The following is a 15285-nucleotide window of genomic DNA, read 5'->3' as shown; positions in this document are numbered from 1 at the left end:
CGCTACTTTTACGTGCAATGAGTTTATATCCGGTAAATCAGCCATTAACGCTAAATTATACAATCCAGGGCAGACTGATAAAAAGTATGATTATCGCTATTTTTGCGGAGCGGCCATGCAGCATGCGAGAGACGTGTCGGTCACGACGGATCCGACCACCCCCAATCGGGAAGAGGCGGCCAAGGTGCGTATTCTTCCCGGACCACAGGCGCGCGACAGAACGGCTCCGGCCTGGCTGATGCCCCTGTCTGTCCTGTTCACCCTCGCCAGCGAGGGCTGCGCGGCGGCAATCGCAATCTTGCCGATATTCTTCCACTCCCTTGTCGCGGTCGGCGGGGAGACCCTGCTTGCGCCCTTGTTGCTGTTCCTGGCGGTCGTGCCGCTTGTGGGGATACTTGTGTTTGATTTCGGCTACGCGCGGGCGTTTGGCGGGTTCAGGCAGGCCCGAACGCGGGCCGCCGCCATTGTGCGCGCGGCACTTGCCGTTGTGGTTGCCCTTGCGCTGACCGCAATGCACCCGATCCTTGCAGCTCCCTTTACGTTGGCCGCTTTGATGGGTCTGCTGCTGTCGTGGGGCGCAAACCGCCTTGTGGCGCGCGAACCGGGGTGGGATACCCTCCCCCAAGAGGCCGTGAGCGTTCTTGCCGGTCGGGATGCAACCGGCTGGCGCCTTGCAACCACGACGCCCGGACGCTCCACAATTGCTGATAGTGCGGGCCGCGTGACCGCCCTTTTTGCCCTTGCGTCCGGATTTGCCACCGCCAGCTGGCTGACGGCGACAGGGGTCATGAACGGCGCGGCCGTCGCCTCGGCGGGTTTGCTGTGTTACTGGGCGGCGCGCGCATTTTCGGGCTTTTTCGATCAGCTTTTTGCCCCTTCTGACGAACAAGCAACCTCTGCAATCAGCGTTGCCGAACTGCCGCTTGCGCAGGACCAGGGCGACAGTGATGGGCTGACAATCGCACGGCTATCGGCCTTTGACCGGGATGGCCGTGCGGTCCTCTCGGATGTCAATCTTGACATTGCGCCGGGCCAGATCGTCGGACTGACGGGTGGAAATTTCGCAGGAAAATCCCTGCTCCTGCGGGCGATTGCCGCGCCATTCGATCTGACCGATCTGGACGTGCGCGGCGCGGTCACCATCGGCGGACAGTCTCCCTGGCAGCGCAGCGGACGGGACAGACAGGTTCCTGCGGTCCTGATCCCGCCCTCGCCGCTTTGGCTGCCGGGAACGGCTGCGGACAATCTGTGCTGCTTTGGGGATGATCTTGACCTCCAGCAGGCCATGCAGGCGCTGAAACAACTCGTCTACACCACCGACACGGTGGATCGGGTTTCCGCAGGCACGGCAGTCGGCATGCTCTCCACCTCGGAGCAGAAGGCGCTGAGCCTTGCGCGCGGTTTCTACCTGCGACCACGGGTTTACCTCATGGATCGGCCAGAAGACGGTGCAACGCCTGCGTTGACCGCTGCGCTTGCCCGTCGGATCCAGCAGGAATGCAGGATGGGCGCCATTTTCCTTATTGCCAGCGACAACCGCGAAATCATGGACCTGTGCGATCAGGTCGTCGTGATGCAAGGCGGGCGCATCATCGATGTGGGCACGGCTGAGGACATCCGCACCCAAAAAGACATCGGCTGGCGACGGCTGCGGGCTGCGCGGTCATTGGAAAGCGAGGAAGCCCTAGACAGTTGGCTCAGGTCGCAATTTCGCCGTGATGGCGATGACGGCAATCGCAGGAACGTCTGTGTGATCGCCAGCGAGCTGCTTGCATTTTCCTGTCAGGATCTCGCGCCAGGTGAAACAGGTGGAAAAGTCACCTTTGAATTCAAGCACTTTGAATCCTATTGCATGGTTCGGATGCTGGATAGCGGCCAGCCTGTCTCCAGCGGGTATCTGGAAAAAATGCAGTCGCAGGCCGAACAGGGCGATGGGGTACAACGGCTTGCGCCATTGGCCGCGGTCATGCGGGATGCCCTGTCGGTTGAGCCGCGCCGGGAGCGTCAGGATAGCACAACAGAGGACGACGGAGAGGCCGCTCATCGTGTGATTGAGGTCAAGATTGCGACTTACGATCCCCGCAAGCCCCGCAGCCAAGGGGAACAGGCGGGATGACCGGACAGCTTGGCAACCTGCCCCCCCGGGAACGCGGCGGATGGGGGCGATGGCTGTGGTTGATGGCAGCCTGCGCAGTAATGGCCCTGCTCATTGCTCCTGCCGCACAATGGCTGGTCGAGGCAAAGGCACCGGGCCAACGCCGGTTCGACGGAACATTGAGCCCAGGCACCCATCAGATAGACCTGCGACTGCCCGCAGGCGTTCCGCTGACGGCGGTTCTCACCTCTGCCGGACAGGAGGTGAGTGCCGGAGAAACCATTGCCCTTCTCGACTTGCCGAAAATCACCGCCCGGGCGGATATGCTGCGCCGTCACATCAGGGTGAATGCGGCGCTTCGCGCCTGTCTCATGGATGCGGGCCATGCAGACGTTCTGCTGCAACAGATCCGGGAAGAACAAAGTGCACCCACCGCCGGGACCGCAAGCCCCTTGCCCGAAAGCGGGGCGCGTCACGCCGTCGGTTCCGATCTGCCGCTCAACCAGCAAGAGCTGTCATTGCAACTCCAGCGCACTGCTGAGACCTGCAAGAACACGCATAACGAAGCCGCGCTGCATCAACGCAAGCTTTTGAATGCGCTTGAAGATTTGCGGGCCAAATCGCGTCGTCTTGCGCTGCGCGCGGCCACTCCGCCAACCGGCGACGAGGATGTGCGCAGTCAGAGGCTCCGGTTGATTTCGCTCGCGCTGGATCGGGAGCAGACCAGCAAATCCATCGCCCAAATGGAACTGCAGCTGAGCGCATTGGCGACAGAACAGACGCGCGCCAACCTGCGGCGTGTCCAGCAACTGGAGCAGGATGCACAGCGCCAGATTGGTGAGCTGGAAATCCTGATGTCCTACGCCGCGACGCCCCGGCTTTATGCGCCGCAATCGGGGATCATCCTGCGCACCCGTCCCCTGCCTGAAAGCGGCACCTTTCAGCAGGATGTCGTCTTTGCGACCTTACAGCTAGGCGCCAGCGATCTGCATCGCGCGGTGTTTACCGCATCAGAGGATGCCCTGCCCTATTTGAAACCCGGCGATCCCATCACCATCACGCTGAGCGGGATTGGCCTGCACTCACAATTGCTGGACGGTGAAATTCGCACGCTGCGCCCCTTTGCCGACACCGGAGACGGGACGCCCGCCCAGCATCTTGTCGATGTCCGCCTCAGCGCTGAAAGCGAGGCATTTCTCGCCTCCAAAAGCGCAGAAACAGCCTATGCCGGGGCGACAAGCAGTGCCCACATCACCGTCACCCTGCCAGAACGCCCCTTGGTTCAGGCGTTGTGGCGCAGTCTTGAACAAGTCAGCCAAACGGCCGGGATCTGGTGACAGGCCAGAGCCTATGCATCCGCCAGCTGATCCCCTGGGATCACGAGAGTGCGGTGGGTGAGCGGGGATTTGGAAACACAGCAGGACCGGGAAGAGGATTGAGCGCGCCTGCAGGTCCCGGCGCTCAGGATTTCGATGGCGCCATGCCCGGCGGAAAAGAGACCTGTACCGTCAGCCCGACACCACCGGGGCCGAACATAAGCTGCAGATCGGCCTCATGCAGATCGGCAATCGCCTTGACCATAGCCAACCCCAGACCCGCGCCTGCGGTGGTTCGGCTGCGGTCCAACCGATAAAGCGGATCCAGAACACGGTCGCGCTCGTCCTCGGGGATACCGGGGCCGGTGTCCGACAGGCTGAGGACGTTGCCGACCACTTTCAGCGTGATCACGGCGCCCTCTCCCGCATGGCGGATGGCGTTTTCGATGAGATTGGCAAGCAGCTGCATCACCAGACTCTGGTCGCCTTGGATCGTTGCATCCTCTTCCACCCTAAGCGATAGATCCTGCCCCGCGTCCTGCGCCACCGCCTCGTAGATGTCATGCGCCTGCACCGCAACCGCCGCGAGAGAGAAGGTGCGAAAGCCATCACGCCGATCATGCCCCTTGAGGCGCGCAATACGCTGAATGGCGGCAAAGATCGCAATGATATTGTCCATCTGCTCAATTGCGGCGGCACTATGGGCCTGCGGATCTTCGGCCCGTTCGCTTTCTTCAAGATGCAGGCGCAACCGTGTCAGAGGCGTACGCAGGTCATGCGCGATATTGGCCGAAAAATCAGACATCTGCCGGATCGATGCCGCCAGCTTTTCAGTCGCGCCATCGATGCGGACCGTCAGTTCGTCGATATCATCCCGGACCCGTGCCGGTGCCAGCCGCACGGACAGATCACCATCGGCAATCCGGTCGAACCCGGCACCGATGTGGTTGAGGCGACGCTGCGCGCGCAGCCCGAAAATCAACCCGACCACGATTGCCGGAAGGGACAGCAGGATCACAAAGAACAAAATGACGGTGGTAAGGTCAGAGCCAAACGCAGAGATCCCAGGCGCATAGACGATCAGCACGCCGTCCAGCACAGGCCCCGCATAAATGCGCCAGCCCAAATCGGCCTCGGCTTCGAATTCGACATCAAAGAGCTCCTGCTGCGGCGCGATCGGCTGGCCGTCGCTGTCGTCCTCCTCCAGCAGCTCAAAAATCCGCTCCAGCGCCTCGTAGGCCTCTGGCTCGAACAGCGCCTCGCCCTCAAGAATATCGAAACCGCGCAGGTCAAACGCCTCTGGCTGCACTGGCCCCAGAACCGTACCGTCCGCCAGCAAAACCGCATAACCGATGCCGCGATCTGAAAACACATGCGCGGTGTCGATCTCTCTTGGAAAGGCGCCATCGCGGCGAAACCCTGCGCTGATCTGCTGGAACTCTTCGCGCAAATCAGCCTCTGTTTCTGCGCGGAACTCCTCGGTCACGATGTCATCAAGGACCAACCCGCCAATGCTCAGCAGGACAAGGAATGCCAGCGACAGCGCCATGGCCTGGCGCAGCGCGCTCATGCGGATCAGCCGTTTAATCAATGAACATATACCCCGAGCCCCGGATGGTGCGGATGTACTCTGCATCAAAGGGTTTTTCGATCTTGTTGCGCAGGCGGCTCATGTGCGTTTCGACCACGCTGGTCGAAGGTTCGAAATTGATGTCCCAGACGCGCTCCAGCAGCATTGCACGGGTTTGGATGCGTCCCTTTGAGCGCATCAAGACCTCTAGCAGGCGAAACTCCTTGGGGTTCAGGGGAACAGCCGTTCCGTGGCAGGTACAGGTCTGGCTGAGCAGATCCAGCTCCAGCCCGCGATGGGACAATTTGGTTGCAGGCGCGTCCCCTTCGCCGTGCCCGCGGCGGGACAGGGCCGTGATCCGCGCCAGCAGCTCGCTCATGGCGAAGGGTTTGCTCAGGTAGTCATCTGCGCCAGCCTCCAGCCCCTCAACCCGGTCTTCCACGGCGCCAAGGGCAGTCAACAGGATCATGGGAGTGTTGATGCGGGCGCCGCGCAGAGTGCGCAGCGCCGACAATCCATCCAGATCCGGCACCATGCGGTCAAAAACCAACACGTCATAGTCGCGCGTGCTGGCCGCAATCAGCGCCTCGCGTCCGTTTTCGATCCAGTCGACAACATGACCTGCCGCGCCCAGGCCCTTGGAGGTCCAGGCACCGATGTCGGCATCATCTTCCAGCAAAAGGATCCTCATCAGACGCTCCTGATCGTTTCAGTCTCAGGCCAGAACCTTATGGCCCCGCCCCTGCATGCAGCGAATGAGGATTTCGCGGCGCGCTTCATCAGCTTCGCTTGCGCCTTCCAGCGCACCGATACCGCTGCCGATAACGGCGCCGACCAATGCATCATCTACGCGATCCCCATCCTTGCTGTCCGCAACGCCGATGATGCCACCGATGACAGCCCCTTGAACAGCGCCAGATTGCACAGTTTTTTCAGTGTGTTGTTCTGCCAACGCCCGGCAGGCTCCAAGATCCGCCTGAAACCCGATCTGCTGTGGGCCATCTGTCAGCAGGGGTTCGTCAAAACTGTTGCTGCACGCACCAAGGGCCACAGCGGCAAGGCAGCCAAGAATTACTTTTGTCATGAATGATCTCCTGAGTGTCGCCGCTTTGCGTTTGTCCTGTGACGACATGAGTTTGGGTGATATTTGGAAAGGGGTCAGGCCGGGGCATATGCCCCGACCGTTGTGACAAGGGACAAGGGGATCAGCCTTTGTGATCGTCATCCTCGTCGTCGTCGTCGCAATCGCAGTCGTCCTCGTCCAGCTCATCAACCAGGCTTGCGAATTCCAAGGCGTCTTCGAATTCCTCGTCGAGCAGTTGCTGCATCATCTCTGGCGTTGCGGCCGTCTGGGTTGCGGTGTTCAGGATCGTGCCGTCCATTGCAGAAACAGTGAGTTCGCTGATGCTGGTCGGGCTTGCGACGACCGCAACAAAGACCGGCAGATTATTGAAATCATCAAGGCTGATCTCGACCAGGCGGCCCTCGGCATTTTCCAGAGCGGTGCGCATGACCTGATCGAAGGTGACCGGCACGGCCAGCATGTCGGCATAGGTCAGCTCAGGCTTTTCCGCTTCGACTGCAGGCACCACTGGCGCGCTCTGGGCCTGCAGGCTTTGCGCGGCAAAGCCGCCTGCGATCAGGGTGGCGGTCATTACGATGCCGGTCATTGTCTTGGTAATCATGGGTCATTCCTCTCATCCGTTGCGCCAGGGCGGTGGACGCCGTGTCTGGCTGATGAGACGAATATGCGGGGCCAGTCTTACAAGGTCTCCGCCTGGACCTTACAATTCTGTAAGGAAGATATTTTTTGGGCCACGGCAGGTTTTGCCGTGGCCCATTGTCTGTGTGCTCCTGTGGGCAGCCGCGCTAGGCGAGGCTGGGAAGCCAAAGCACAATTGAGGGGAAAGCGACCAGCAGCGCGATGGTGATGCCGTCTGCGATGAAAAACGGTGTGACGCCTTTGAACACGTCCTGCACGGTCAGATCGTCCCGCACCCCCGCAACAACAAAACAGTTGAGCCCAATGGGCGGTGTGATGAGACAGAACTCGGCCATTTTTACAACCAGAATGCCAAACCAGATCGCACACATCGGACCGGACATGCCAAAGGTGCTGTCAGCCGCGGAGACATATTCGCCGCCATTAAGCGCCATGACCGCTGGGTAAACGACGGGCAGCGTCAGCAGCAACATACCGATGGCATCCATGAACATACCCAGCACCGCATAGGCCAGCAGGATGCAGATCAAGATCAGCATCGGCGAGAGGGTCAGCGAGGTGATCCAATCGGAAAAGGCTGTCGGCAGTTCGGCAAAGCCCAGAAAGCGCACGTAGATCAGCACGCCCCAGATGATGGTAAAGATCATCACCGACAGCTTTGCCGTTTCCAGCAGCGCATCCTTCAGTTCGGCCCACCGCATGCCGCGATACAGCGCCATCAAAAAGACCACAAAGGCGCCAATTGCGCCCCCCTCGGTCGGCGTGCCCCAAGCGTCTCCGCCAAAGGGGTTGTAGACAAACAGAATAATCGTCGCGACCACAAACAGGATCGGCAGCGCCGGGGGCAAGGAGACAAAGCGCTCGCGCCAGGTAAAACCGGTGACCGCAGGCCCAAAGCCCTTGATCGTCATGGCCATGCCGATGATCAAAAGCCCGTAGATCAACGCCGAAAACGCACCAGGAATAAAGCCTGCCAGCAGCAGTTTGCCCACATCCTGTTCAACGATGATGGCATAGATCACCAAGATGGCAGAGGGCGGGATGAGCGAGGCCAGCGTGCCCCCCGCAGCCACGACCCCAGCTGCAAAGCGTTTGTCATAGCCGATTTTCAGCATCTCGGGGATGGCGATACGGGCAAACACGGCCGAGGTCGCAACCGATGCCCCGGATACGGCGGCAAACCCTGCCGTGGCAAAAACGGTCGATACCGCCAACCCGCCCGGCACCCAGGCAAGCCAACGCTTTGCTGCCTCGAACAGTGCCTTGGTAAGCCCGGCATAGTAAGCCAGATAGCCAATCAGGATGAAGGTCGGAATGAGGCTCAGCGCCTGGCTGGACACCTTGGAATGGGGCACCTGCCCTGCCGTTTTCACCGCAATGGTCAGTGCCTTGGTAAAGCGTGCCGGATCATAGCCGAATTTTGCCCAGAAGATCCAAACAAGGCCAATCAGCCCTGCAAGACCCGCCGCAAAGGCCACCCGCATTCCCAGAACAACCGTGACCAGAAGAAAACCGCTGACCCAGAGGCCAATCTCGATCGGTTCCATTGTCTGTCCTCCGCCTTAAGTGTCGTTGCCGGAGGCGGAGACGCCACCGAGATGTTCAGCTTCGGCTGCGGCCTGCTCTGCAGCGCTAAGCACAAGCGGCACAGCAACCGGCTGTTCCAGCCCCAGAACAAAGGCGCGACCATATCCCCAGACCTGCAGCAAAAGGCGCAGGACCAGAACCGCAAAGGCCACTGGCGCCAACAGCTTGGCAGGCCAGATCGGCAAGCCGATATCAATGGAACTGTCGCGGCTCCACAGAGGGGCGGCAAAATCAAAAGAGCGCAGAAAATGGGACCAGCTGCCCCACAGCAACGCCAGCACAAGCGCAAGGATCAGAACCACTGAGAACAGCTCAAACAGCCAAAGCGCGCGACCGCGCAGCGCCGAGATCACCAAATCCATCCGGATATGACTGCCATCGCGCTGCACAAAGGAAATCCCCATGAAAGCGATCAGCGGCATAACCTGTTCGATCCAATCGACATAGCCCGGCAAAGGCGCGTTAAAGGCGTTGCGCCCGCCGACTGATACCACTGCCAGCAGCATCAACGAAAACACCGCCAAACCACTGACCAACGCCAAGGCGCGTTCAACTGTCAGCAATTTCCGGTCTATCCGGCTGATCAGGCTGCCATCTTCCAGCACTGCTGCACTGCTTGCCATGCTCTGCCCCCCTTACTTATTTGCATTGATGCAAAAAGGGCCGGAACGATATGCCCGGCCCTTTCTGTGGTCTGCGTCAGATCAGCTGCCCGCGCGCACGTCGGCGAGGGTTTTCTGAACCAGATCATAAAGCTCCTGCGCTGGCAGGCCCTGTGCGGTCATGTCCGCGATCCACTGCTCGCGGATCGGATCCGCTGCAACCTTGCGGAACTCGGCCAGCTGGTCGTCAGAGATTTCGACCTTCTGCACGCCTTTTTCTTCCAGCACGCTGTCCCATTTCGTCAGCAGTTCGCCGTAGTTTGCCAGGTAATGTGCGATGGCTTCGTCAATGGAACTGTCAAGCGCTGCGCGTTCCTCATCGCTGAGGGCATCATAGGCGTCGGTGTTGACGACAACCGGGCAGTTCACCGTGCCGGGGTTGAGGTTGGCTGTCCACCAGTCAGCTTTGTTGATGGTGCCAAAGCTGAGATGCGCGTGCTGGGCAAAGGCAACGGTGTCGACAACGCCGGATTCCATCGCGTTATAGGCCTCTGTTGCGGTCACGGATGTGGGCACGGCTCCAACGGCAGAGAAAGCCTTGCCGATGCCACCGGTCGCACGCACCCGCATGTCCTTGAACTCTGCCAGTTCGTCCCGCGGCTCGCCTGTGCCCACGATGTTGTACTGAGGCATCGGCGACGTCATCAGCAGCTTGGCATTCCAGCGCGCCAGATCCTTCTGGACGGCAGGGTGGGCATAGACCGCATGGCTGACGGCCACTTCCTCTTCGAGATTGGCAACCCCAAGGAACGGCAGTTCCAGAACGGTGATGGACGGATTTTTGTCGCGATGGTAGCCCGCGCAGAACTGTGCCATCTCAAAGGCGCCGATGGAAATGCCGTCCAGGTTTTCCTTGTTCTTGGACAGACCGCCGTAGCTGATGTTCATGGTGAACGCGCCATCGGTTTTTTCTGACACCAGCTCTGCCAGCTTTTCCACATGCTCCGTAAAGGCGCGGCGCTTGCCCCAGACCGAAACATTCCATTCGGTCGCAGCAGCGCTGCCTGCAATCGACAAGCCAGCGATCGCCGCGGTTGCGGCGGTGAGATAAGTCTTCATGGTATCCTCCCAATTTGTGCCCTTCGCCGACGATCCTGCCCTACCCCAACAGGGTCTGACAGGCCGCAAGGCGGGCATCTTCGTTGAAGCTAGCGCCAAGGGCGCCACCTGCCAACCCCAAGGCGTACCGGGGAGTCGGACAGCCTGTCGCGCCCGCGCACAGAAGCGGACAATTCGGTCGCACTGCGCACATTTTAAGCCATCCAGACGGCCTTCACCTGCGCGTTGCTCTTCCTGAACTTGCGGGCCCGGTTGGGGCAACCCGGGGCGACTTTGGTCGCAGAGAGGCACAAGATGCCGCAGGCGATGACGCCAGTCCGCCCACCTTGATAGCGCCACCTTTACGATGCACTCGCGCAGCGACGGCTAGCTGCCGCCCTATACGTTTACAGACAAGCCATTGCCAAACATACATATTTACGGGTGCCGGGACATTTTATTTACGGATTGCGGCGGAAATCGGAAATAGGTTTACAGGTAAATCCTTATTCCTTAGTCACTTATTTCCTTATTTTCAGCCTCGGGTATTATCGCATCCGAGGATGGAAAAGATTTGACACCCACAGCCTGTCGCTGTGGTGTGCAGGTCAAAGAAGACTTTTAGGGAGGGAACCAGCATGACCCAAGAGAGGGACAGCACCACCTATGCGCCGTCGGCAGAGACCGTCGCCCGCGCGCATGTGACAGCCGCACAATATGACGAGATGTATGCCGCCTCCATGCAGGATCCCGAAGGATTCTGGGCCAAACAGGCGGAGCGGATCGACTGGATCAAGCCGTTTTCCCAAGTGAAAGACGTCAACTATGATTTTGGCAATGTCTCGATCAAATGGTTCGCTGACGGCTCCTTGAATGTTGCGGCCAACTGTATCGACCGCCACCTGGCAACCCGTGGCGATCAGACCGCCATCATCTGGGAGCCGGACGACCCACAGGATGCCGCGCAGCACATCACCTACTCGGAACTGCATGGCAGCGTCTGCCGCATGGCAAATGTTCTGCAGTCGATGGGTGTGGGCAAAGGCGACCGTGTCGTCATCTACCTGCCGATGATCCCGGAAGCCGCCTATGCCATGCTGGCCTGTGCCCGTATCGGTGCGATCCATTCGATCGTGTTTGCAGGCTTCTCCCCCGACGCATTGGCGGCGCGGATCAATGGCTGTGACGCCAAGGTCATCATCACCGCGGACGAGGCCCCCCGTGGTGGCCGCAAAACACCGCTGAAGTCCAACGCAGACGCCGCTCTGCTGCATACCAAAGACACGGTGAAATGCCTTGTGGTAAAGCGCACGGGCGGGCAGACCACTTGGATCGACGGGCGTGATCACGACTATAACGCGCTGGCGGCCGAGGCATCAGACAGCTTTGAGCCTGCGGAAATGAACGCAGAAGATCCGCTGTTCATCCTTTATACCTCCGGCTCTACCGGCCAGCCCAAAGGGGTTGTGCATACAACCGGCGGCTATCTGACCTATGCGGCGATGACGCATGAGATCACGTTTGATTACCACGATGGCGATATCTACTGGTGTACGGCCGATGTGGGCTGGGTCACGGGCCACAGCTATATCGTCTATGGCCCGCTGGCCAATGGTGCCACAACCCTGATGTTTGAAGGCGTGCCGACCTACCCCGATGCCGGCCGTTTCTGGGAGGTCTGCGCCAAGCATAAGGTGAACCAGTTCTACACCGCCCCCACCGCAATCCGCGCCTTGATGGGTCAGGGTCCGGAATGGGTGGAAAAGCACGACCTGAGCGATCTGCGCACCCTCGGAACTGTGGGCGAGCCGATCAACCCTGAGGCCTGGAACTGGTACAACGACGTTGTCGGCAAGGGCAAATGCCCGATCGTCGACACCTGGTGGCAGACTGAAACTGGCGGTCATCTGATGACCCCGCTGCCCGGTGCCCATGCAACCAAACCAGGGGCTGCGATGAAACCGTTCTTTGGTATTGCACCGGTGGTTCTGGATCCGCAGACCGGTGTGGAAATCGAAGGCAACGGCGTTGAGGGCGTCCTGTGCATCAAGGACAGCTGGCCCGGCCAGATGCGCACTGTCTGGGGCGACCATGAACGTTTCGAGAAGACCTATTTCTCTGACTACAAGGGCTATTACTTCACCGGTGATGGCTGCCGCCGCGATGAGGATGGTGATTATTGGATCACCGGCCGTGTTGATGACGTGATCAATGTCTCTGGTCACCGCATGGGCACAGCCGAGGTCGAAAGCGCACTGGTGGCCCATGCCGCCGTGGCCGAGGCCGCGGTTGTTGGCTACCCGCACGAAATCAAGGGACAGGGCATCTATTGCTATGTGACCCTGATGAACGACCGCGAGCCCTCGGACGAGCTGATGAAGGAGCTGCGCACGTGGGTGCGCACCGAGATCGGCCCGATTGCCTCCCCGGACGTCATTCAGTGGGCACCGGGCCTGCCGAAAACCCGGTCTGGCAAGATTATGCGCCGCATCCTGCGCAAGATCGCCGAGAACGATTTCGGCTCTCTTGGCGACACCTCCACCCTGGCGGATCCGTCGGTTGTGGATGACCTGATCGAAAACCGGGCCAACAAGGGATGAGCACCGAAATGGACACCACAGTTCTCACCCGCCCTGCCGTATTGATCCTGCTGGGCCCTCCGGGGGCCGGCAAGGGCACGCAGGCCCGCAAACTCGAGAGCCATTTTGGCTTTGTTCAACTGTCCACTGGCGACCTGCTGCGCGCAGCGGTGGCGGCCGGGACCGAGGCAGGCAAGGCCGCCAAGGCGGTGATGGCGGCCGGCGGGCTGGTCAGCGACGAGATCGTCATCAACATCCTGCGCGACCGCCTGGCAGAGCCGGACTGTGCCAAGGGCGTTATCCTGGACGGCTTTCCCCGTACAACGGTTCAGGCAGAGGCGCTGGATGCGCTGCTGGCCGAGACCGGCCAACGCATCAATGCGGCAATCAGCCTGGAGGTGGATGACGCTGCGATGGTCGCGCGCGTCGCCGGGCGCTACACCTGCGCCAAATGCGGCGAAGGGTATCACGACGATTTCAAACAGCCCAGTGTTGCAGGCACCTGTGACAACTGCGGCAGCACCGAGATGTCGCGCCGCGCCGACGACAATGCCGAAACCGTCGGCAGCCGTCTTGCGGCCTATCATGCGCAAACCGCCCCGCTGATCGACTATTACGACGGAAAATCCGTTCTGAAGCGAATCGACGCGATGGGCGAGATCGACGCGATTGCGAGCGCCATGCAGCAGGTCGTACAGGCCGCAACAGACTAGGCGCGCAGCGCAGAGCCAAACACGGCACTGCCCGGATCAAAAGCGTCCTATCCCCGATCAGGCCCGCAGAAAAATGCGGGCCTGATGTCATTCAGGGGTGGCATTCGCTGCCCTTTGGCCCACATTTCAAAGCGGTAGACAGTGCGACTGGTTTTATGGCACCCAGCCGCGCAGAACGTGACAGATCAAAGGGACGCGACATGTCCGAAACAACCTTTACTCCCGGACCCGATAGCCTGCGCGCCTATCGCGACGCGCTGGGATGTTTCGGCACCGGTGTCACCGTTGTCACCACCGTGACAGACCGCGGCCCGCTTGCGATTACGGCAAACAGTTTCACCTCTGTCTCGATGGATCCCCCGCTTCTTTTGTGGTGTCCGGCCCGCCAGTCCAAACGGCATGATCCCTTTGTTCAGGCTGGGCATTTCTCTATTCATGTGATGGCAGAGGAACAGCTGGATCTGGCTATGCATTTTGCCCGCAACGGAGAGGATTTTTCCATCGTTGCGGACCAACGCACCGATCACGGCATTCCTGTCCTGCCGGGCACCGTCGCCCGCTTTGATTGCCGTCACCACGCCTGTCACGATGGCGGCGACCACAGCATTCTAGTGGGCCACGTCGAAGCGGTCACAGCCCGCCCCGGCATGGGCCTCATCTTTAAACGTGGCCAATACGGCGGCTTTCTGGAAAAGTGACAGGCGCCCACTGCGGCGCCAGGGTCAGGCCCCTAAAGCGTGAACAGAGCGCAAAATCTGGCTGACCGCCGGACCGCCCGACCTGCAATTGCCGCAGATGGCAGCCCCAGCCGGATAACCGCCTCCTGCAGGACATGCTGCACAAAGCGGCCCACGCCGACAAACCCAGCGTGACCTGATCGGCTATGCGGGCCATCCCCAAGCCATTGTGGGCTGGCCTCTGCCTCTGCCCCCCCATCACTGTCCCCGTCATCGTCGTCTTTTTGTCCGCGATCATCACCCGCCAGCCAGCCAAGCCCCGCTGTGAACGCGGTCGCCGCTGCGAGGCCTCCCTCCTCCAGTTGTTGCGGAGTATCTGCCCCCACCAATCGCAAGCGTGGTGACAGGGACAATGCATCGCTTTCGCAGATGGATACGCAAAGACCGCATTGCACGCAGTCCGGCTCTGCCAGCACCAGACCGACATCCGCATCTTCCAGTTTCAGCGCTTGGGTCGGGCAGATCCAGGTACAGGCCTTGCAATGCTCACAGCGGGTCGCATCCAATTTGAGCGTGCCGTAAGGGGCGTTGTCTGGCAGTGGGATCTGGTCGGTCTCCAGCCCCATCTTACCTGCAAACTGTCGCAACCCGTCATGTCGCCTTGTCCCGCTTCCCGGCGCAACGGTCGCACCGACACTGCGAAACAGGGGCGCGCGCGTGCCGACCACCCGCAAAAGAATATGTTCAAGATGGGTCGTTGAGCGGAACAGCTCCGCCCTGTCCTCGATCCCGAAACAGCGTGCAAGGGCGAGCTCTGACAACGGGGCCTGCTTGTTCTCCCGCTCCTTCTGCGCGCCAATCAAAACCCAGTCGAATCCAGACGCAATGGCCTGCACCAGATCCGCATGCCCGAGATCGCCCAGAACATCCACCGCGACCGCCGTGACATGGGCGTGTTCCAGCAAGAGACGTTTGCGCAGCTCGATGATGCCTGCACGTTCTGCCGCATCATAGAGGATCAAGACCTGCTCTGCCTTGCTGCGGCTGGCTTGGCGTCTGACTTGCGCTGCCGCAGCAAGATCGGCAAGCGGCCAGCACGTCTGGCTGTCTGGGTCGAAGCGGCGGTATGCCCCGCCCGGATGGGACACCCGGTCAACCCGATGCCCCAGTGCCAGCATCTGACGCAGGTCCTGCCCACGCAGCAACAGTTGAGTGTCTTCCCACACAGCCATGCTCCCTCCCTCTGGTCGAGAACCGAAACAAAATCGAGACACCCCATCGTCTTAGGAAGAGAAGTTAGCACAGGATTTTCAATTTAAAGGCGT

At 60.4% G+C, this 15285-nt stretch carries 13 protein-coding genes; 5 read left to right on the top strand and 8 right to left on the bottom strand.

The features are described 5' to 3' along the window. Positions 1-115 precede the first annotated feature (115 nt). Together NIT7645_RS05260 and NIT7645_RS05255 are read left to right on the top strand one after the other, a co-directional pair. Entirely contained in the window at positions 116-2116 is a 2001-nt protein-coding gene (locus NIT7645_RS05260) for an ATP-binding cassette domain-containing protein (RefSeq protein ID WP_050686271.1), read from the top strand. Then, the gene (locus tag NIT7645_RS05255; protein ID WP_008559918.1) at positions 2113-3432 is read left to right on the top strand and encodes an efflux RND transporter periplasmic adaptor subunit; all 1320 of its coding nucleotides are present in this window, start codon (positions 2113-2115) and stop codon (positions 3430-3432) included. Before NIT7645_RS05260 ends, NIT7645_RS05255 begins: the two co-directional genes overlap by 4 nt. Before the next feature lie 124 nt (positions 3433-3556). Here NIT7645_RS05255 and NIT7645_RS05250 read toward each other — a convergent pair whose 3' ends face one another. The 7 genes from NIT7645_RS05250 to NIT7645_RS05220 form a co-directional block, all read right to left on the bottom strand. After that, on the bottom strand, positions 3557-4981 hold the full coding sequence (locus tag NIT7645_RS05250; protein ID WP_050686270.1) for a sensor histidine kinase: 1425 nt from the start codon (positions 4979-4981) through the stop codon (positions 3557-3559). Between the two features lie 13 nt (positions 4982-4994). Then, positions 4995-5672 (bottom strand): response regulator transcription factor, encoded by a 678-nt coding sequence (locus tag NIT7645_RS05245; RefSeq protein WP_050686268.1) that lies wholly within the window; start codon positions 5670-5672, stop codon positions 4995-4997. Positions 5673-5696: 24 nt separating this feature from the next. After that, positions 5697-6065: a glycine zipper domain-containing protein gene (locus NIT7645_RS19140; RefSeq protein ID WP_008562486.1), complete on the bottom strand. Its 369-nt coding sequence runs from the start codon at positions 6063-6065 to the stop codon at positions 5697-5699. A gap of 121 nt (positions 6066-6186) precedes the next feature. Further along, positions 6187-6666, bottom strand: a complete 480-nt coding sequence (locus NIT7645_RS19490) for a hypothetical protein (RefSeq protein ID WP_008561253.1) — start codon at positions 6664-6666, stop codon at positions 6187-6189. A gap of 184 nt (positions 6667-6850) precedes the next feature. Then, positions 6851-8251, bottom strand: a complete 1401-nt coding sequence (locus NIT7645_RS05230) for a TRAP transporter large permease (RefSeq protein ID WP_008561751.1) — start codon at positions 8249-8251, stop codon at positions 6851-6853. A gap of 15 nt (positions 8252-8266) precedes the next feature. Beyond that, a complete protein-coding gene (locus NIT7645_RS05225; protein ID WP_008561298.1) occupies positions 8267-8914 on the bottom strand; it encodes a TRAP transporter small permease subunit in 648 nt (215 codons plus the stop codon). Positions 8915-8995: 81 nt separating this feature from the next. Continuing rightward, positions 8996-10012 carry a C4-dicarboxylate TRAP transporter substrate-binding protein gene (locus tag NIT7645_RS05220; RefSeq protein ID WP_008562218.1) on the bottom strand — a complete coding sequence of 339 codons (1017 nt, stop codon included), beginning with the start codon at positions 10010-10012 and terminating at the stop codon, positions 8996-8998. A gap of 617 nt (positions 10013-10629) precedes the next feature. Here NIT7645_RS05220 and acs point away from each other — a divergent pair. The 3 genes from acs (at position 10630) to NIT7645_RS05205 (ending at position 13981) form a co-directional block, all read left to right on the top strand. Beyond that, entirely contained in the window at positions 10630-12591 is a 1962-nt protein-coding gene (gene acs, locus NIT7645_RS05215; protein WP_008562049.1) for an acetate--CoA ligase, read from the top strand. Positions 12592-12599: 8 nt separating this feature from the next. Further along, a complete protein-coding gene (locus tag NIT7645_RS05210) occupies positions 12600-13283 on the top strand; it encodes an adenylate kinase (protein ID WP_008559347.1) in 684 nt (227 codons plus the stop codon). 200 nt (positions 13284-13483) lie between these two features. Further along, positions 13484-13981 carry a flavin reductase family protein gene (locus NIT7645_RS05205; protein WP_008559491.1) on the top strand — a complete coding sequence of 166 codons (498 nt, stop codon included), beginning with the start codon at positions 13484-13486 and terminating at the stop codon, positions 13979-13981. Between the two features lie 32 nt (positions 13982-14013). On the opposite strand, the gene NIT7645_RS05200 is transcribed toward NIT7645_RS05205, so the two are convergent. Then, on the bottom strand, positions 14014-15192 hold the full coding sequence (locus tag NIT7645_RS05200) for a 4Fe-4S dicluster domain-containing protein (RefSeq protein WP_050686267.1): 1179 nt from the start codon (positions 15190-15192) through the stop codon (positions 14014-14016). Positions 15193-15285 lie beyond the last annotated feature (93 nt).

Source organism: Phaeobacter italicus, from assembly GCF_001258055.1.
Lineage (GTDB): Bacteria > Pseudomonadota > Alphaproteobacteria > Rhodobacterales > Rhodobacteraceae > Phaeobacter > Phaeobacter italicus.
This window is presented reverse-complemented; position numbering and strand designations above follow the sequence as displayed.